The sequence below is a fragment of the Pantoea sp. B623 genome (assembly GCF_024814475.1).
Lineage (GTDB): Bacteria > Pseudomonadota > Gammaproteobacteria > Enterobacterales > Enterobacteriaceae > Pantoea > Pantoea ananatis.
Window position 1 is genome coordinate 2225955 of sequence record NZ_JANUXM010000004.1, and the last position, 18768, is coordinate 2244722.

Annotated in this window: 12 protein-coding genes and 4 tRNA genes; 1 reads left to right on the top strand and 15 read right to left on the bottom strand. The window is 51.4% G+C overall.

Annotated elements, in window-relative coordinates; translation table 11 throughout:
• Positions 1-35 precede the first annotated feature (35 nt).
• The 13 genes from rpoC to NXS97_RS12200 form a co-directional block, all read right to left on the bottom strand.
• On the bottom strand, positions 36-4259 hold the full coding sequence (gene rpoC, locus NXS97_RS12140) for a DNA-directed RNA polymerase subunit beta' (RefSeq protein ID WP_014606966.1): 4224 nt from the start codon (positions 4257-4259) through the stop codon (positions 36-38).
• A 118-nt stretch (positions 4260-4377) separates the two neighbouring features.
• Positions 4378-8406 carry a DNA-directed RNA polymerase subunit beta gene (gene rpoB / locus NXS97_RS12145; protein ID WP_013024116.1) on the bottom strand — a complete coding sequence of 1343 codons (4029 nt, stop codon included), beginning with the start codon at positions 8404-8406 and terminating at the stop codon, positions 4378-4380.
• 330 nt (positions 8407-8736) lie between these two features.
• A complete protein-coding gene (gene rplL / locus NXS97_RS12150) occupies positions 8737-9099 on the bottom strand; it encodes a 50S ribosomal protein L7/L12 (protein ID WP_009092660.1) in 363 nt (120 codons plus the stop codon).
• Positions 9100-9162: 63 nt separating this feature from the next.
• The gene (rplJ, locus tag NXS97_RS12155) at positions 9163-9660 is read right to left on the bottom strand and encodes a 50S ribosomal protein L10 (RefSeq protein ID WP_003848098.1); all 498 of its coding nucleotides are present in this window, start codon (positions 9658-9660) and stop codon (positions 9163-9165) included.
• A gap of 423 nt (positions 9661-10083) precedes the next feature.
• Positions 10084-10788, bottom strand: a complete 705-nt coding sequence (gene rplA, locus NXS97_RS12160; RefSeq protein ID WP_013024115.1) for a 50S ribosomal protein L1 — start codon at positions 10786-10788, stop codon at positions 10084-10086.
• Positions 10789-10791: 3 nt separating this feature from the next.
• Complete coding sequence (gene rplK, locus NXS97_RS12165; RefSeq protein ID WP_006121495.1) at positions 10792-11220, bottom strand: 50S ribosomal protein L11; 429 nt, start codon at positions 11218-11220, stop codon at positions 10792-10794.
• Positions 11221-11368: 148 nt separating this feature from the next.
• Entirely contained in the window at positions 11369-11914 is a 546-nt protein-coding gene (gene nusG, locus NXS97_RS12170; RefSeq protein ID WP_003848088.1) for a transcription termination/antitermination protein NusG, read from the bottom strand.
• A 1-nt stretch (position 11915) separates the two neighbouring features.
• On the bottom strand, positions 11916-12299 hold the full coding sequence (gene secE / locus NXS97_RS12175; RefSeq protein WP_014606967.1) for a preprotein translocase subunit SecE: 384 nt from the start codon (positions 12297-12299) through the stop codon (positions 11916-11918).
• Positions 12300-12528: 229 nt separating this feature from the next.
• The gene (tuf, locus tag NXS97_RS12180) at positions 12529-13713 is read right to left on the bottom strand and encodes an elongation factor Tu (protein ID WP_013027471.1); all 1185 of its coding nucleotides are present in this window, start codon (positions 13711-13713) and stop codon (positions 12529-12531) included.
• 107 nt (positions 13714-13820) lie between these two features.
• Positions 13821-13896: transfer RNA gene (locus NXS97_RS12185), tRNA-Thr, on the bottom strand.
• Positions 13897-13901: 5 nt separating this feature from the next.
• A tRNA-Gly gene (locus NXS97_RS12190) sits at positions 13902-13976 on the bottom strand.
• Between the two features lie 193 nt (positions 13977-14169).
• Positions 14170-14254, bottom strand: a tRNA-Tyr gene (locus tag NXS97_RS12195).
• A gap of 7 nt (positions 14255-14261) precedes the next feature.
• Positions 14262-14337, bottom strand: a tRNA-Thr gene (locus NXS97_RS12200).
• 1155 nt (positions 14338-15492) lie between these two features.
• On the opposite strand from NXS97_RS12200, the gene coaA reads away from it, so the two are divergent.
• A complete protein-coding gene (gene coaA / locus NXS97_RS12205; RefSeq protein WP_013024113.1) occupies positions 15493-16440 on the top strand; it encodes a type I pantothenate kinase in 948 nt (315 codons plus the stop codon).
• Between the two features lie 45 nt (positions 16441-16485).
• On the opposite strand, the gene birA is transcribed toward coaA, so the two are convergent.
• Complete coding sequence (birA, locus tag NXS97_RS12210; protein WP_029570852.1) at positions 16486-17445, bottom strand: bifunctional biotin--[acetyl-CoA-carboxylase] ligase/biotin operon repressor BirA; 960 nt, start codon at positions 17443-17445, stop codon at positions 16486-16488.
• Positions 17442-18479: a UDP-N-acetylmuramate dehydrogenase gene (gene murB / locus NXS97_RS12215; RefSeq protein WP_116220176.1), complete on the bottom strand. Its 1038-nt coding sequence runs from the start codon at positions 18477-18479 to the stop codon at positions 17442-17444. Before murB ends, birA begins: the two co-directional genes overlap by 4 nt.
• Positions 18480-18768: the final 289 nt, after the last annotated feature.

The window sequence follows — 18768 nt, forward strand, 5'->3', positions numbered from 1 at the left end:
TGCCAGAGCAGGGTTTTTTATCAGGCGTTTGACGATTACTCGTCGTTGTTACCGCCCAGACCAGCGTTCAGCAATTCAGCCAGGCTTGCAGAGGCTTCATCCGCAGTCACCTGCGGTGCAACCGGCACTTCGCCTGCCGCTTTGCGGCGCATACGATCCTGATGGTATGCATAACCGGTACCGGCAGGGATCAGACGTCCCACAATAACGTTCTCTTTCAGACCGCGCAGTTCGTCGCGCTTGCCTGCAACTGCCGCTTCGGTCAGGACACGCGTGGTTTCCTGGAACGATGCAGCAGAGATGAACGATTCGGTTGCCAGTGACGCTTTGGTAATACCCAGCAGGTCACGCATGAAGGTAGCGCCCACTTTTCCGTTCGCTTCAAGTTCACGGTTAGAGATCTTGATGCGAGAGAATTCAGCCTGCTCACCTTCCAGGAACTCGGTGCTTCCCGCGCTCATGATGGTTGCTTTACGCAGCATCTGACGAACGATGACTTCGATGTGCTTATCGTTAATCTTAACGCCTTGCAGACGGTAAACTTCCTGCACTTCGTTAGTGATGTAACGGGTAACCGCATGCACGCCACGCAAGCGCAGGATGTCATGTGGTGACTCTGGGCCATCGGAAACCACGTCACCGCGCTCAACACGTTCACCTTCGAACACGTTCAGCTGACGCCATTTCGGAATCATCTCTTCATACGGATCGCTACCATCCAGCGGAGTAATAACCAGACGACGTTTACCTTTGGTCTCTTTACCGAAGGAGATGATGCCGCTGATCTCCGCCAGGATTGCTGGCTCTTTCGGACGACGTGCTTCGAACAGGTCAGCAACGCGTGGCAGACCACCGGTAATATCCTTGGTACCGCCCGATTCCTGCGGAACACGCGCCAGGGTATCACCCGAGCTGATCTTCACGCCATCTTCAAGCTGTACAATCGCTTTACCTGGCAGGAAGTACTGAGCTGGCATATCGGTACCAGGGATCAGGACATCATTGCCGCTAGCATCAACGATTTTCAGGGCTGGACGCAGGTCTTTACCACCCGCAGTACGCTCAGCAGAATCCAGGACCACCAGCGATGACAGACCGGTCAGGTCGTCAGTCTGACGAGTAATGGTCTGACCATCGATCATATCCGTGAAGCGAATGAAACCGCCCACTTCAGTGATAACCGGCATGGTATGCGGATCCCAGTTTGCAACGGTTTCGCCCGCAGCAACCTGCTCACCATCACCTTTCGCCATGGTCGCACCGTAAGGAACTTTATAGCTCTCTTTAGTACGGCCAAATTCGTCGATCATTTTCAGTTCAACGTTACGCGAGGTGATCACCAGCTTGCCTGCCGAGTTAGTTACCGACTTGGCATTGGTCAGCTTGATGGTACCTTTGTTCTTCACCTGAATGCTGGATTCAGCAGCCGCACGTGATGCCGCACCACCGATGTGGAACGTACGCATCGTCAGCTGTGTACCCGGCTCACCGATGGACTGTGCCGCGATAACACCGATCGCTTCACCTTTGTTGATGATGTGACCACGTGCCAGGTCGCGACCATAGCAATGCGCACACACACCAAAGTCGGTTTCACAACCAACAACAGAACGCACTTTCACGCTGTCTACTGAGTTCAGTTCCAGCACGTCACACCAGTGCTCATCGAGCAGAGTGTTACGTGGAACCAGAATGTCAGCCGTACCAGGCTTCAGCACGTCTTCCGCAGTCACACGACCCAGAACACGCTCACGCAGCGGTTCTTTCACGTCGCCACCTTCGATGACCGGCGTCATCATGATGCCTTCGTGCGTGCCGCAGTCGTCTTCAGTCACAACCAGATCCTGTGCAACGTCAACCAGACGACGCGTCAGATAACCGGAGTTTGCTGTTTTCAGTGCGGTATCCGCCAGACCTTTACGTGCACCGTGCGTCGAGATGAAGTACTGGAGTACGTTCAGACCTTCACGGAAGTTTGCCGTAATCGGCGTCTCAATGATTGAGCCATCTGGCTTAGCCATCAGACCACGCATACCGGCCAGCTGACGAATCTGTGCAGCAGAACCACGCGCACCGGAGTCGGCCATCATAAAGATGCTGTTGAAGGAAACCTGGCGCTCTTCTTCACCATCGCGGTTAATCACGACTTCAGTAGAGAGGTTTTCCATCATCGCTTTAGCAACGCGTTCGTTGGCCGCAGCCCAGATATCGATCACTTTGTTATAGCGTTCGCCTGCCGTCACCAGACCAGACTGGAACTGCTCCTGGATTTCAGCCACTTCCGCTTCCGCTTCGGTGATGATTTCCACTTTCTTCTCTGGGATAACCATGTCGTCGATACCAACAGACGCACCTGAACGTGCCGCATAGGCGAAGCCGGTGTACATGGTCTGGTCAGCAAAGATAACCGTTGGTTTCAGGCCCAGGATGCGGTAACAGGTGTTCAGCATCTTGGAGATCGCTTTCTTGCCCAGCGCCTGGTTGACGATGGAGAAAGGCAGACCTTTAGGCACGATCATCCACAGGATGGCGCGACCAATCGTCGTGTCGATGATGCTGGTTTTAGAAACCCACTCATCCTGCTCGTTTTTCTCGTGCTCAGTGATACGCACTTTAACGCGAGCGTGCAGCGAAGCGAGGCCGGCGCGGTAAACGCGTTCAGCTTCTTTCGGACCGGTCAGTACCATGCCTTCGCCTTTGGCGTTAACACAGTCGCGGGTCATGTAATACAGACCCAGTACAACGTCCTGTGAAGGAACGATGATTGGCTCGCCGTTCGCAGGTGACAGGATGTTGTTGGTAGACATCATCAGCGCACGCGCTTCCAGCTGGGCTTCCAGCGTCAGCGGTACGTGAACAGCCATCTGGTCACCATCGAAGTCGGCGTTATAAGCCGCACAAACCAGCGGGTGCAGCTGGATAGCTTTACCTTCGATCAGGACGGGCTCAAATGCCTGGATACCCAAACGGTGCAGGGTTGGTGCACGGTTCAGCAGTACCGGGTGTTCGCGGATCACTTCGTCCAGGATATCCCACACGACAGCTTCTTCACGCTCAACCATTTTCTTAGCGGCTTTGATGGTGGTGGCCAGGCCACGCAGTTCCAGCTTGCCGTAGATGAACGGTTTGAACAGCTCCAGTGCCATTTTCTTCGGCAGACCGCACTGATGCAGACGCAGGTATGGACCTACGGTGATAACAGAACGACCAGAGTAGTCAACACGCTTACCGAGCAGGTTCTGACGGAAACGACCCTGCTTACCTTTGATCATATCGGCCAAAGATTTCAGAGGACGCTTGTTAGAACCGGTGATCGCACGACCGCGACGACCGTTATCCAGCAGGGCATCAACCGCTTCCTGCAGCATACGTTTTTCGTTACGCACGATGATATCTGGCGCAGCCAGATCCAGCAGGCGTTTCAGACGGTTGTTACGGTTGATCACGCGGCGATACAGATCGTTCAGATCCGACGTAGCGAAACGACCACCATCCAGCGGTACCAGCGGACGCAGATCTGGCGGCAGAACCGGCAGAACGGTCAGGATCATCCACTCTGGCTTGTTACCAGACTGAACGAACGCTTCCAGCAGCTTAATACGCTTGGTCAGCTTTTTACGTTTGGTCTCGGAGTTAGTTTCGTTCAGCTCTTCGCGCAGCTGTTCGCACTCTTGCTCCAGATCCATGTTTTTCAGCAGTGCCTGAATCGCTTCTGCACCCATTTTCGCGTCGAATTCGTCACCGAATTCTTCCAGCGCATCCAGGTACTGCTCTTCAGTCAGAATCTGACGTTTCTCGAGGTTGGTCATGCCACCTTCGATAACGACATAAGATTCAAAATACAGCACGCGTTCGATGTCACGCAGCGGCATATCCAGCAGCAGGCCGATACGCGAAGGCAGTGACTTCAGGAACCAGATGTGTGCGGTTGGCGAAGCCAGCTCGATGTGGCCCATGCGCTCACGACGCACTTTAGTCTGGGTCACTTCAACGCCGCACTTCTCGCAGATCACACCACGGTGTTTCAGACGCTTGTACTTACCACACAGGCATTCGTAATCTTTTACCGGCCCAAAAATACGGGCACAGAACAGACCATCGCGCTCTGGCTTGAAGGTACGATAGTTAATGGTTTCCGGCTTTTTCACTTCACCGAAAGACCAGGAACGGATCATGTCTGGCGACGCCAGCGCAATTTTGATCGCATCAAACTCTTCGGTTTTAGTTTGCGCTTTCAGAAACTTAAGTAAGTCTTTCACGGATTTGCTCCCGTCGGAGTGAGACTCAGGGGCGTCCAACCGAAATTGAACGCCCCATAACCAGTACAAATGCGAGCGCGTTAACCCTGCGCTTCCAGGCCAGGCCTGTTACTGAGGGTTACTCGTCTTCCAGCTCGATGTTGATACCCAGCGAGCGAATCTCTTTCAACAGTACGTTGAACGATTCTGGCATGCCAGGTTCCATCTGATGGTTGCCATCCACGATGTTCTTATACATCTTGGTACGGCCGTTGACGTCATCAGACTTAACGGTAAGCATTTCCTGAAGGGTATACGCAGCACCGTAAGCTTCCAGCGCCCATACTTCCATCTCACCGAAGCGCTGACCACCGAACTGTGCCTTACCACCCAGCGGCTGCTGAGTAACGAGGCTATAGGAACCGGTAGAACGTGCGTGCATCTTGTCATCAACCAGGTGGTTGAGTTTCAGCATGTACATATAGCCTACGGTTACCTGACGTTCGAACTGCTCACCAGTACGGCCATCAAACAGGGTAATCTGACCGGAAGAAGGCAGACCGCCGAGCTCTAACAGCTCTTTGATTTCGCTCTCTTTCGCACCATCAAACACCGGCGTGGCAATTGGCATACCTTTTTTCAGGTTCTCAGCCAGGCGCAGAACTTCGTCATCAGTAAAGGTGTTCAGGTCAACTTTCTGACGCACATCGGTGCCCAGATCGTAAGCACGCTGGATGAATTCGCGCAGCTTGGCGACTTCTTCCTGCTTTTTCAGCATCGCGTTGATCTTCTCGCCGATACCTTTCGCTGCCATCCCCAGGTGAGTCTCAAGGATCTGACCGATGTTCATACGCGAAGGTACGCCCAGCGGGTTCAGTACGATATCGACCGGCGTACCGTTCTCATCGTAAGGCATGTCTTCGATTGGGTTGATCTTAGAGATAACACCTTTGTTACCGTGACGACCCGCCATTTTATCACCAGGCTGAATCTGACGTTTAACAGCCAGATAAACCTTAACGATTTTCAGCACGCCAGGTGCCAGATCATCGCCTTGGGTGATTTTACGACGCTTACCTTCGAGTTTTTTCTCAAACTCGTGCTTCAGTTCGTCGTACTGCTCTGCCAGCTGCTCCAGCTGGTTTTGCTTGGCTTCGTCAGTCAGACCCAGCTCCAGCCAACGCTCACGCGGCAGCTTGTCCAGTTTGTCTGCTTCAACGCCACCGGAAATCAGGACAGACTGGATACGGCTAAACAGGCCCGCTTCCAGGATCTGCAGCTCTTCAGACAGGTCTTTCTTGGCCTGCTTCAGCTGCATTTCTTCGATTTCCAGCGCACGTTTGTCTTTTTCCACGCCATCGCGGGTGAAGACCTGAACGTCGATAACGGTACCGGAAACACCGTTCGGTACACGCAGAGAAGAGTCTTTAACGTCAGACGCTTTCTCACCGAAGATCGCACGCAGCAGCTTCTCTTCTGGCGTCAGCTGGGTTTCGCCTTTTGGCGTCACCTTACCAACCAGAATGTCACCGCCGGTCACTTCAGCACCGATATAAACGATACCGGACTCATCCAGTTTAGAGAGTGCAGCTTCGCCCACGTTCGGGATGTCAGCCGTGATCTCTTCTGGCCCCAGCTTGGTGTCACGAGACACACAGGCCAGTTCCTGAATGTGGATGGTGGTGAAGCGATCTTCCTGCACTACGCGCTCGGAGACTAAAATGGAGTCTTCGAAGTTGTAACCGTTCCACGGCATGAACGCGACGCGCATGTTCTGACCCAGCGCCAGCTCACCGAGATCGGTAGACGGGCCGTCAGCCAGCACATCACCACGTTCAACGGGCTCACCCAGAGAGACACACGGCATCTGATTGATACAGGTGTTCTGGTTAGAACGGGTGTATTTGGTCAGGTTGTAGATGTCGATACCCGCTTCGCCCGGGTACATCTCGTCTTCGTTAACTTTAATAACGATACGTGATGCATCAACGTACTGAACGGTACCGCCACGTTTCGCAACAGCGGTAACACCGGAGTCAACGGCTACAGCGCGCTCCATACCGGTACCTACCAGCGGCTTATCAGCACGCAGAGTAGGAACGGCCTGACGTTGCATGTTCGCACCCATCAGGGCGCGGTTAGCATCATCGTGTTCCAGGAACGGAATCAGTGACGCACCGACAGAAACCACCTGCTGGGTGGAAACGTCCATGTAGTCAACCTGATCGCGGCTGAACAGACTTGATTCGCCTTTGCTACGGCAGGTGACCAGGTCATCAACGAACGCACCTTCTTCTGACAGATTGGTGTTCGCCTGCGCGATAACGTAGTTACCTTCTTCGATTGCAGAAAGGTAATGAATTTCATCGGAAACCACACCGTCAATAACGCGACGATAAGGGGTTTCCAGGAAACCGTACTCGTTCGTCTGCGCGTACACAGACAAGGAGTTGATCAGACCGATGTTCGGACCTTCAGGGGTTTCGATTGGGCAGACACGACCGTAGTGCGTTGGGTGTACATCACGCACTTCGAAGCCGGCACGCTCACGGGTTAAACCGCCCGGGCCGAGAGCAGAGATACGACGCTTGTGCGTAATCTCTGACAAGGGGTTGTTCTGATCCATAAACTGAGACAGCTGGCTGGAACCAAAGAACTCTTTCACCGCCGCCGAAATTGGCTTGGCGTTGATCATGTCCTGTGGCATCAGCGTATCGAGATCGCCCAGAGAAAGACGCTCTTTCACTGCACGCTCAACACGGACCAGACCGACGCGGAACTGGTTTTCAGCCATTTCACCGACTGAACGAATACGACGGTTACCGAGGTGGTCGATATCGTCCACTTCGCCTTTACCGTTACGGATGTCGATCAGTTTTTTCATCACTTCGATGATGTCTTCTTTGCTCAGGATACCTGAACCTTCGATCTCATCACGCAGCAATGAACGGTTGAACTTCATGCGGCCGACTGCAGAAAGATCGTAACGATCTTCAGAGAAGAACAGGTTCTCAAACAGGTTCTCTGCAGCTTCACGCGTTGGCGGCTCACCAGGACGCATCATGCGGTAGATCTCAACCAGCGCGCTCAGGCGATCGTTGGTTGGGTCAACGCGCAGCGTCTCGGAGATGTATGGGCCGTGATCCAAATCGTTGGTGAACAGCGTTTCAATGCGCTTGTGACCCGACTGGCTCAGCTTCGCCAGCAGATCCAGCGACAGTTCCATGTTGGCCGCAACGATCAGCTCACCGGTATTCTCATCGATGTAGTCTTTAGAGACCACTTTGCCCGCGATGTATTCCACAGGGACTTCGATGTGTTGGATACCGTCTTTTTCCAGCTGACGAATATGACGCGCAGTGATGCGACGCCCTTTCTCAACGTAGACCGTGCCATTCGATTCGATATCGAAGGTCGCGGTTTCACCGCGCAGGCGCTCTGGCACCAGTTCCATCTGCAGCTTGTTGTCACGAATTTCGTACACCACTTTCTCGAAGAACACGTCGAGAATTTGAGCAGTGGTGTAATGCAGTGCGCGCAGAATGATACTGGCCGGCAGCTTACGACGACGGTCAATACGGACGAAAAGGTTGTCTTTCGGGTCAAACTCGAAGTCGAGCCATGAACCACGGTAAGGGATGATACGTGCGTTATACAGCACTTTACCCGAGGAGTGGGTTTTACCCTTATCGCTGTCAAAGAACACGCCAGGACTACGATGCAGCTGAGAAACGATAACACGTTCAGTACCGTTGATAACAAAGGTACCGTTGTCAGTCATGAGTGGAATTTCACCCATGTAGACTTCTTGTTCTTTAATGTCTTTTACTGTGCCTTCTGGCGCTTCGCGCTCATAGATCACCAGACGCAGTTTCACGCGCAGCGGTGCCGAGTAGGTCACGCCACGGATCTGACACTCTTTCACGTCAAAGACAGGTTCACCTAAGCGATAGCTGACATACTGCAACTCAGAGTTGCCGCTGTAGCTCGCAATAGGGAATACAGAGCGGAATGCAGCTTCCAGTCCGTACTGACCTTCTGGATCTTGCTCGATAAACTTCTGAAACGAATCAAGCTGGATGGAAAGGAGATAAGGTATGTCCAAAACTTGCGGACGTTTACCAAAATCCTTACGAATACGTTTTTTCTCGGTATAGGAGTAAACCATAGGGTTCCTCAGCTAGCTGACAAGTCGACCCACGCTGTCCGTCCTGACAGGACAGTTCATGCAACACGATTTTGTTTGATTCACCTACTGCTCTGCAGTACGTGCAATACCTCTTTCTATCACGCTTAAATCATTTCATTGCTTCAGCGTGGGCAGGGAACCCGCACGGGAAAGCAGTATATTAAGTCGTCGATAGAGAAAGATATTGATGAGCAACAATGGACAAACAGTGCGAAACCCCATTGAGGCCCTGGAGCGCAAAAAGGCTGGTGACCAAAAAGTCACCAGCCATCAGTCTGAAACTACTCAGACTGCAACCCGAGGGTTGTCTTACTTAACTTCAACTTCAGCGCCAGCTTCTTTCAGAGCAGCTTCAAGTGCAGCTGCGTCATCTTTGCTGATGCCTTCTTTGATCACGCCAGTTGCTTCAACCAGATCTTTGGCTTCTTTCAGGCCCAGACCAGTTGCGGTACGTACGGCTTTGATTACTGCAACTTTGTTCGCGCCAACAGCTTTCAGAACGACGTCGAATTCAGTTTTCTCTTCAACAGCTTCAGCTGGGCCAGCAGCAACAGCTACAGCAGCAGCAGCAGAAACGCCGAATTTTTCTTCCATAGCAGAAACCAGCTCAACTACTTCCATTACGGACATAGCGGCAACGGCTTCCAGAATTTGGTCTTTAGTAATAGACATAACAATTGTTCCTAAGAATCAGAAAAAGTTTATACGTTAGCAAGAGCGAAGAAAAGAGAGGCCTTAAGCCGCTTCTTTTGCATCGCGAACAGCAGCCAGAGTGCGAACCAGTTTGCCGGCAGCGGCTTCTTTCATGGTCGACATCAGACGTGCCAGTGCTTCTTCGTAGGTCGGCAGAGTTGCCAGACGGTCAATATTGGCCGCCGTGATCAGCTCACCTTCAAAGGCTGCAGCTTTGACCTCGAATTTTGCATTCGCTTTCGCGAAATCTTTGAACAGACGAGCAGCAGCGCCCGGGTGTTCCATAGAATATGCAATCAGGGTCGGACCAACAAACGTGTCTTTCAGGCACTCGAACTGAGTACCTTCAACGACGCGGCGCAGCAGGGTGTTACGAACAACACGCATGTAAACGCCAGCTTCACGACCTGCTTTACGCAGTTCGGTCATTTTATCAACGGTAACGCCACGAGAATCCGCAACAACCGCTGAAAGCGCACCTTTGGCTACTTCGCTGACTTCAGCAACAATCGCTTGTTTGTCTTGAAGATTTAATGCCATTAGCTTTAGCTCCTGGATTTGACCGGGGAAGGATTTCCCCGGAACTCACTTCACTTACTCGCCCGAAGGAAAATAAGCGCTAATACACGGTGAGCAGAATCCAGTTAAGAAAAAATCTTTTGGTTCTGTCACCGTCTACGCAGGGGATTAAGCATTACATCCGAGGATGTTCCGCTCCTGCGGTCTTGGACGGAGGCCAGGATAAGGCCTGGCTCCAACCTAAAATTTGGGTCGTGTGTTGCCACTCAAACCGCATTGCGCTGGCTGTCTTTGCCCTCACCCGCCGCACAGTTCACTGTGCTTCAGGTCGCTGACTCGGCCACCGTCTTACCACGTTCTGAATAACCCACATCGACGTCTGCATTAATGCAGAACAACGGGCGTAAGATTCTAGGTGAATTTTTCGCCCGTTTCAAGTAGCAATTAGTTTGCTACGGCAGTCAGACCCGCCTGGTCAACGGCAACGCCGGCGCCCATGGTGGTAGAGATGCTAACTTTCTTGATGTACACGCCTTTCGCCTGTGCAGGTTTTGCTTTTTTCAGCGCAACCAGCAGAGATTCCAGGTTTTCTTTCAGTTTGTCAGCATCGAAGTCCACTTTACCGATGGTAGTGTGGATGATGCCGTTTTTGTCGTTACGATAACGAACCTGACCTGCTTTAGCGTTCTTAACCGCTTCAGCAACGTTAGGCGTTACAGTACCGACTTTCGGGTTTGGCATCAGGCCACGTGGACCCAGAACCTGGCCTAACTGGCCAACAACGCGCATTGCATCCGGAGAAGCAATAACAACGTCAAAGTTCATTTCGCCTTTCTTGATCTGATCGGCCAGGTCTTCCATACCTACCAGCTCAGCGCCAGCTGCTTTAGCAGCTTCAGCGTTTGCGCCCTGGGTGAAGACAGCTACACGTACTGAACGACCAGTACCGTGTGGCAGAACGGTCGCGCCGCGGACGTTCTGATCAGATTTACGTGCATCGATGCCGAGGTTAACAGCAACGTCAACGCTTTCGACGAACTTGGCAGTAGCCAGTTCTTTCAGTAAAGCGATTGCTTCAGCAATATCGTACTGCTTGGTCGCGTCAACTTTGTCGCGAATTACGCTCATGCGCTTGGTCAGCTTAGCCATTTCTTAGTCCTCTACAACCAGGCCCATGGAACGAGCAGTACCTTCGATTGAGCGAGTCATCGCTTCAACGTCAGAACCAGTCATGTCCGCAGCTTTAGTTTCTGCGATTTCACGTACCTGAGCACGAGTCACTTTACCGACTTTATCTTTGTTCGGCTTACCAGAACCAGACTTGATGCCTGCTGCTTTTTTCAGCAGAACGGCAGCCGGAGGCGTTTTGGTAATAAAGGTAAAAGAACGGTCGCTGTATACGGTGATAACAACTGGAGTCGGCAGACCTTTTTCCAGTGATTCTGTTTTGGCGTTAAACGCTTTACAGAATTCCATGATGTTAACACCCTGCTGACCCAGAGCTGGACCAACCGGTGGACTTGGGTTCGCCATACCAGCTGCAACCTGCAGCTTGACGTAGGCTTGTACTTTCTTAGCCATGATAATTCCTCAATTGGGTTATAGCGCCTGTAAAAGGCTCCCCGTGGTAACGATTTACACGCTGTTGCCAGCGCATAAAAACAAAAGGCGCGAAATTATAGTTAAATTTCGCGCCTGCTGCAACAGCCAAATTGTATGTCGGAAAAGGTTAGCCCTTCTCAACCTGACCGAAGTCGAGTTCTACTGGCGTTGCGCGTCCAAAGATGGAAACAGAAACCGTCAGGCGGCTCTTTTCGTAGTCCACATCTTCAACCACACCGTTAAAGTCGGCAAATGGACCATCGTTGACACGTACCATTTCGCCCGGTTCGAACAGCGTTTTCGGACGCGGCTTGTCGCCCACCTGCTGCAGGCGATTCATAATCGCATCGACTTCTTTGTCGCTAATCGGCGCAGGACGGTCAGAGGTACCGCCAATGAAGCCCATAACGCGCGGAACGCTGCGCACCAGGTGCCAGCTGGCGTCATTCATTACCATCTGTACCAGAACGTAGCCGGGGAAGAATTTGCGCTCGCTCTTGCGGCGTTGACCACCACGGATCTCAACAACTTCTTCTGTAGGAACCATGACGTCGCCAAACAGCTCTTCCATGTTGTGCAGTTTGATGTGCTCACGCAGCGACTGTGCTACGCGGCCTTCAAAACCGGAAAACGCCTGCACGACGTACCAGCGTTTCTTTGGAGCTTCAGACATCTCAGAACCTCAGGCCAGTGATAAACGATACCAGACGGACCAGAATACCATCCAGCCCCCACAAAATCAGTGACATCACGGCAGTAACCGCGGCAACGATTAACGTGGTATGCAGTGTTTCCTGGCGGGTTGGCCAGATAACTTTACGCATTTCGGTTCTTGCTTCACGTGCAAAGGCCACGGTTGCTTTGCCTTTTGTCGTCAAAAGCGCAATGCCGCCTGCTGCCGCAATCAGTACAACCACAGCTAACGCGCGCAAAGGCAGCGTCACATCGCGATAGAGGTAGTTACCTACGATCGCCGCAAGCAGTAATAAGACTACCACTACCCACTTCAGCGCTTCGAGGCCGCGCCCGCTCCCTTGAGCTTCGGTATTCGCACTCATAAACCAACCTGCCACAATAATTCAGAAACTATTCTGCCCCGCATTGCGAGGCATCCAAACCGAATGAGCTTTTGGGGCGTAACTCGGTATCCAGCGCCGCATAACAGAGCCTGTCTCAGCAATGATTATGGTTCAAAATCACTGATGAGTCAGGTTCTATGAAACAGCGTACAAAAAGGGCATCAAATGATGCCCTTTCCACGTGCATTGCGTCAAATATTATCGGTAATTAAGCGATAACTTTGGCAACAACACCCGCGCCAACGGTACGGCCACCTTCGCGGATTGCGAAGCGCAGACCTTCGTCCATTGCGATTGGGTGAATCAGGGTAACAACCATTTTGATGTTGTCGCCTGGCATAACCATTTCAACGCCTTCTGGCAGCTCTACTGAACCGGTCACGTCTGTGGTACGGAAGTAGAACTGTGGACGGTAGCCCTTGAAGAACGGAGTATGGCGGCCACCTTCGTCTTTAGACAGAACGTAAACTTCTGACTCGAACTTGGTGTGTGGCTTGATTGAGCCTGGCTTCGCCAGAACCTGACCACGCTGGATGTCTTCACGCTTGATACCGCGCAGCAGAACACCACAGTTTTCGCCTGCCTGACCCTGGTCCAGCAGTTTGCGGAACATTTCAACACCGGTACAGGTTGATTTCGCGGTATCTTTGATACCAACGATTTCAACTTCGTCGCCGACTTTAACGATACCGCGCTCTACACGACCGGTTACAACAGTACCACGGCCAGAGATTGAGAATACGTCTTCGATTGGCAGCAGGAATGGCATATCGATTGCACGTACTGGATCCGGGATGTAGTTATCCAGGTGACCAGCCAGCTCAACGATCTTCTCTTCCCACTCTGGGTTGCCTTCCAGCGCTTTCAGGGCTGAACCGCGAACGATTGGTGTATCGTCGCCCGGGAAGTCGTACTGTGACAGCAGGTCACGAACTTCCATCTCAACCAGTTCCAGCAGCTCTTCGTCATCAACCATGTCACACTTGTTCAGGAACACGATGATGTAAGGAACGCCTACCTGACGACCCAGCAGGATGTGCTCACGGGTCTGCGGCATTGGGCCGTCAGTCGCAGCAACAACCAGGATCGCGCCGTCCATCTGCGCAGCACCGGTGATCATGTTTTTCACATAGTCGGCGTGGCCTGGGCAGTCAACGTGCGCATAGTGGCGAGACGGGGTTTCATACTCAACGTGTGCCGTGTTGATGGTGATACCACGTGCTTTTTCTTCCGGGGTGCTGTCGATCTGATCGAACGCACGTGCCTGGCCGCCGTTGGTTTTAGCCAGAACGGTGGTGATCGCTGCAGTCAGGGTGGTTTTACCGTGGTCAACGTGACCGATGGTTCCCACGTTTACGTGCAGTTTGTTACGTTGAAATTGCTCTTTAGCCATCGCTTGTCCCTCTAAGACACGGATATATCAAAGATATCGTCACATTAACCAGGCATTGCCTGACTGCAAGGAGTTACAGAGAAAAATCAGGAGGGAGATAAAGGAAGTGGTGCTGATACCCAGAGTCGAACTGGGGACCTCACCCTTACCAAGGGTGCGCTCTACCAACTGAGCCATATCAGCACATCTGGAGCGGGCAGCGGGAATCGAACCCGCATCATCAGCTTGGAAGGCTGAGGTAATAGCCATTATACGATGCCCGCATCCTGGAACTCGGCTACCTGTTCTTTCTGTAGCTTGTGAATAACAGAAGATGTCCTCTGTTATCCTTCGCCCGTCAGCGAAGCTGACTGACTTTGACTGAGCTTACACCCAATCTGAATTCAGGGTGAGAAGAAGCGACTCACCTGCCAGATAAACAGGTTGTTTATCTGTTTCTCAACCCGGGGGTTGAAATGGTGGTGGGAGAAGGATTCGAACCTTCGAAGTCTGTGACGGCAGATTTACAGTCTGCTCCCTTTGGCCGCTCGGGAATCCCACCTACTTGATGGTGCCGGCTACCGGAATCGAACTGGTGACCTACTGATTACAAGTCAGTTGCTCTACCAACTGAGCTAAGCCGGCATCAAGTGACGCGCATTCTAGGAAGGTCGGCAGAAGGATGCAACAAAAAAATCACTGTTTTTGTTCTATCGCTTACTATTTGTGCAAAGCATCGCAATTTACCCCTGATATGCAGAAATAACATCCAATTATTGGTTAAAATTTCTCTTCGCTCTCTTTCGGATAATGTTGCCCCCTCCCCCTGTCTCGCCCGCTTTGTTGTCTTCATCCCTCAGGTTTTCTTAGGCCTCTGCCTGAAAAATGCATTAACTGCTCAGTTTTCAATCACCTCATGCGTACTTTTATCGCGACAGGACCCTACCTAAGGCCGCAGCCTTGGGTGTTATCTCCTAAAAGTTTTCAGGCGACACTGCCCGGCATGAAGATAAGTATCAGTATCAGGCGAAAGGCAGATAAAAACGTCACGGCTGACAGACCACCTGTGGGGCGGTTCGGTGCCTGAGGAGAATAAGGGCTGATAATCTGCATAAGCGTTCGTAGAGCAGCTGTGTGACTCACAGACAGCCTGTCATGCTGTCCACCGCATAGCAGGTCGGGTGAGCATGAAACTCAGATGCGATAAAGAACGTCGCTGAGAGCCTCTATAAGAATGTCTGATGCACCAGCGTCGCTGACAGATAAGCTATGGCTGTCCTTAATACAGCAGCATGAGACCGAAGACGCCAGGGCAGACAGGGTTCACGCAATAAAGAGCAAGCGCTGACAATCTGCATGTGCCTGTACGACACAGCGCGGCTGTCTTTCGAACAGCAGGCACGGACGTCGTGCTATAGCGCCAGCTGTGCAGCATCAAAAGGGTATATCCGGGCATATCTGATGCCATGCACCCGGCCTGAACCATGCGTCACGATGACAGCGGTGCGAAAGCCACAAACGCCTTTGCACAAAATTGCCTGATGTCTGAATGGCAATAAAAAGCATAACGATTAAAGATTTCAAGTCTCTGTACCGACGATTTATCAAATCTGCGGAGAGGCTTGCGAAAGCATACCGCCGTTTATTTTTTACTTCTTTTAAAAGCTATACTGGTGATACCCTCCAGCCCATTGTTCTCGTTAATAGCCCTGTGACCGGCAATTCATTTCTCTACACGGCCCGACTCGTCATCGGCGAAAATGTACAGATCGGTTTGAATCTGCAGTCAAATGTATACTTATGGATAAAACGACATCACTTACGACGCCTTATTTACAGTTCACTCGTGAACAGTGGGCGGCATTACGCGACTCGGTTCCAATGACGCTGTCAGAGGATGAGATCGCGCAATTGAAAGGGATCAATGAAGATCTTTCAATTGAGGAAGTGGCAGAAATCTACCTGCCTCTATCACGTCTGCTTAATTTCTATATAAGTTCAAATGTCCGCCGTCAGGCCGTGCTGGAGCAGTTTCTGGGAACGAACGGGCAAAAAATTCCTTATATCATCAGCATTGCGGGCAGCGTTGCGGTGGGCAAAAGCACCACTGCTCGTGTTTTGCAGGCGCTTCTGAGCCGCTGGCCCGGACACCGTAAGGTTGAGTTAATTACGACAGATGGTTTTCTTCATCCCAACGCCGTGCTGAAAGAGCGCGGCTTAATGAAGAAAAAAGGCTTTCCTCAGTCCTATGATATGCATCGGCTGGTGAAATTTGTTTCCGACCTTAAGTCGGGCGCCAGCCAGGTTACCGCTCCCGTCTACTCCCATTTAATTTATGATGTTATTCCGGATGGCGATAAGGTTGTCCAGCAACCTGATATTCTGATTCTGGAAGGCTTAAATGTGCTGCAGAGCGGCATGGATTATCCTCACGATCCACACCATGTTTTTGTTTCCGACTTTGTGGATTTTTCAATCTATGTGGATGCTGAAGAAGATCTTTTGCAGCGCTGGTATGTGAATCGTTTCCTTAAATTTCGCCAAGGCGCTTTTACCGATCCCAATTCTTATTTTCATCACTATGCTCAGCTACCTGAAGACGAAGCCGTTAATATTGCTGGCTCGTTGTGGCGGGAGATTAACTGGTTGAATCTTAAAGAAAATATTCTTCCTACACGTGAAAGAGCCAGCTTAATTATGACGAAAAGCGGTAACCACGCGGTGGAAAAACTGCGTCTCAGAAAATAACAGGTGGCGATAAAGCCTGCCAAAAAGCAGGCTTTATTTTATTTTTCAAACCGGTCGAAGAGATATTTCTCCCCCTACCCACGATTGAATTTTTCCGTCTTGTTCCAGCTGCAAACCACCCTGATTATCAATGCCACGAGCAATACCGTGCACTTCACGTTCACCAATCAGTAATTTAACCGGGCGATTGATGAAGTTGTCCAGTTCGGCCCAGCGCGTCACAAAGGGCGTTAATCCCTCCTGCTCAAATACGGGTAGTGCTTCACGCAGGCGATTAATCAGTGTTGCTGCCAGTTCATTGCGATTAATCGTCACGCCGGCTTCCTGTAAGTTAATCCAGCCCTGATTAATCTGCGCCGCTTCGGCAGTTCTCATCGCCAGATTAATTCCGGCGCCTATCACGATTTGTGCTGCATCACCGGTTTTACCGGTTAATTCAACCAGGATCCCCGCTAACTTCCGGTCATGAAGATAAATGTCGTTAGGCCATTTTACCCGTACGTCCTGCGCACCCAACGACCGCAGCGTTTCCGCCATAATGATACCAATCACCAGGCTCAGCCCCATTGCCGCTGCCGGGCCCTGTTCCAGGCGCCAGTACATAGACATGTAGAGGTTGGCACCAAAGGGTGAAAACCAGTGGCGTCCGCGTCGACCACGTCCTGCCTGCTGATATTCAGCGAGGCAGACGGATCCTGAAGGCAGAGAATGCATACGTTCGAGTAAATACTGATTAGTTGAATCAATAACCGGTATTACGGCTATATCAGCCTGAGACAGTTGCCCCAAAATCTCTTGTTCATTCAGTAACTGAAGTGGGGCTGGAAAACTGTAGCCTTTACCTGTGACGGTATATACCTCAAGGCCCCAGCTTTTTAGCGTTTGAATATGTTTATTAATCGCCGCACGGCTCATACCAAGCGTTTCACCGAGTTGCTCACCCGAGTGAAATTCACCATCGGCCAGGATATCGATTAATTTAAGCGGTACGCTATGATCCTTCATGAGATGACCTCTACAGCGTTACATTCACCCTGAGCCTGAATGAAACGAACTTCTGGCTCCAGCCAGACATTAAATTTTTCACCTACCCGGGTACGTACCTTTTTTGCCAGCGCGACAATGTCGTCGGGTGTGGCATTTTCAGCATTGATTAACACTAATGCCTGCTGCTGATGCACTGCCGCACCGCCAATTCGGCTGCCTTTAAGCTGGCATTGATCGATGAGCCAGCCTGCAGCCAGTTTACTATCACCTGTAGGCTGAGGATAATGTGGCATCGCTGGGTACTCACTCAACAGCGCAGCCGCCTGCTGGCCAGTTATCACGGGATTTTTAAAAAAACTGCCCACGTTACCGGTTATTTTCGGATCCGGTAATTTACTCTGTCGCATATGACAGACCGCATGAAAAACATCCCAGGCATTTGCCGTGGCATGGTTTAGCGTTTTTAAATCACCGTAGGTCAGGACGGGCTGCCAGTGTTTTTTCAATGAAAATCCGACAGCGATAATCGTGTAGCCTGACTGGTACTGATGTTTGAAAATACTGTCGCGATAACCAAACTGGCAATCGTCACGGCTCAAACGCTGTGTGAGACCGGTATGCAGATTTAGTACATCGACGTATTCACATACATCTTTTAACTCAACGCCATAGGCACCGATATTCTGTATCGGTGCTGATCCTACCATTCCAGGAATGAGTGCCAGATTTTCCAGACCCGAAATCCCTTTTTCCAGGGTAGTTTTTACCAGTTGGTGCCAGTTCTCGCCCGCGCCAACGTGCAGTTTCCAGCGCTCAGTCTCATCAAGGATTTCAACCCCTGCAATGCGGTTGATCACCACCACGCCTGCAAAGTCCTCAAGGAAGAGCACGTTGCTGCCCTCCCCAAGGATCAGAAAAGGTTGCTGGCTACGCTGGCTCATTTGCCAGGCTGAAAGTATGGCTTCCGGCGATTCGGCGACAATACGTGTTTTTGCGCTGACATCAAGCCCCAGCGTGTTGTCGGCTTTTAATGAGATGTACGAACTGGACATGATACGGCCTTAACGGGTTAATCTGCCGGTAGTTTACCGCATCACAACGGTAATGCGGGGGAATTTGCATGCGATGAAAGGCTTTCAACGATTTTGCGGCTCCTGAAAATCCTGATAGCGACAGAAATAAAGTGGATGGGTGGATACCGGGAGGCTGGCAGGTAACGATTTTCACAGTTTTTTTCAGATGATGCACAGAATGACGCAGTGCGGGAGAGGATTAAAGCAGCAAGAGCGGCGTTGCAGACCCGCGGTTGTATCGGGGTCATGATGAGACGGAATATGATGA

Bases quoted from the DNA above. Each gene is read 5' to 3' on its own strand.
- coaA (WP_013024113.1), top strand. From the start codon at position 15,493: ATGGATAAAACGACATCACTTACGACGCCTTATTTACAGTTCACTCGT.
- birA (WP_029570852.1), bottom strand. From the start codon at position 17,445: ATGAAGGATCATAGCGTACCGCTTAAATTAATCGATATCCTGGCCGAT.
- rplA (WP_013024115.1), bottom strand. From the start codon at position 10,788: ATGGCTAAGCTGACCAAGCGCATGAGCGTAATTCGCGACAAAGTTGAC.
- secE (WP_014606967.1), bottom strand. From the start codon at position 12,299: ATGAGTGCGAATACCGAAGCTCAAGGGAGCGGGCGCGGCCTCGAAGCG.
- rpoB (WP_013024116.1), bottom strand. From the start codon at position 8,406: ATGGTTTACTCCTATACCGAGAAAAAACGTATTCGTAAGGATTTTGGT.
- murB (WP_116220176.1), bottom strand. From the start codon at position 18,479: ATGTCCAGTTCGTACATCTCATTAAAAGCCGACAACACGCTGGGGCTT.
- tuf (WP_013027471.1), bottom strand. From the start codon at position 13,713: ATGGCTAAAGAGCAATTTCAACGTAACAAACTGCACGTAAACGTGGGA.
- rplJ (WP_003848098.1), bottom strand. From the start codon at position 9,660: ATGGCATTAAATCTTCAAGACAAACAAGCGATTGTTGCTGAAGTCAGC.
- rplK (WP_006121495.1), bottom strand. From the start codon at position 11,220: ATGGCTAAGAAAGTACAAGCCTACGTCAAGCTGCAGGTTGCAGCTGGT.
- rplL (WP_009092660.1), bottom strand. From the start codon at position 9,099: ATGTCTATTACTAAAGACCAAATTCTGGAAGCCGTTGCCGCTATGTCC.
- nusG (WP_003848088.1), bottom strand. From the start codon at position 11,914: ATGTCTGAAGCTCCAAAGAAACGCTGGTACGTCGTGCAGGCGTTTTCC.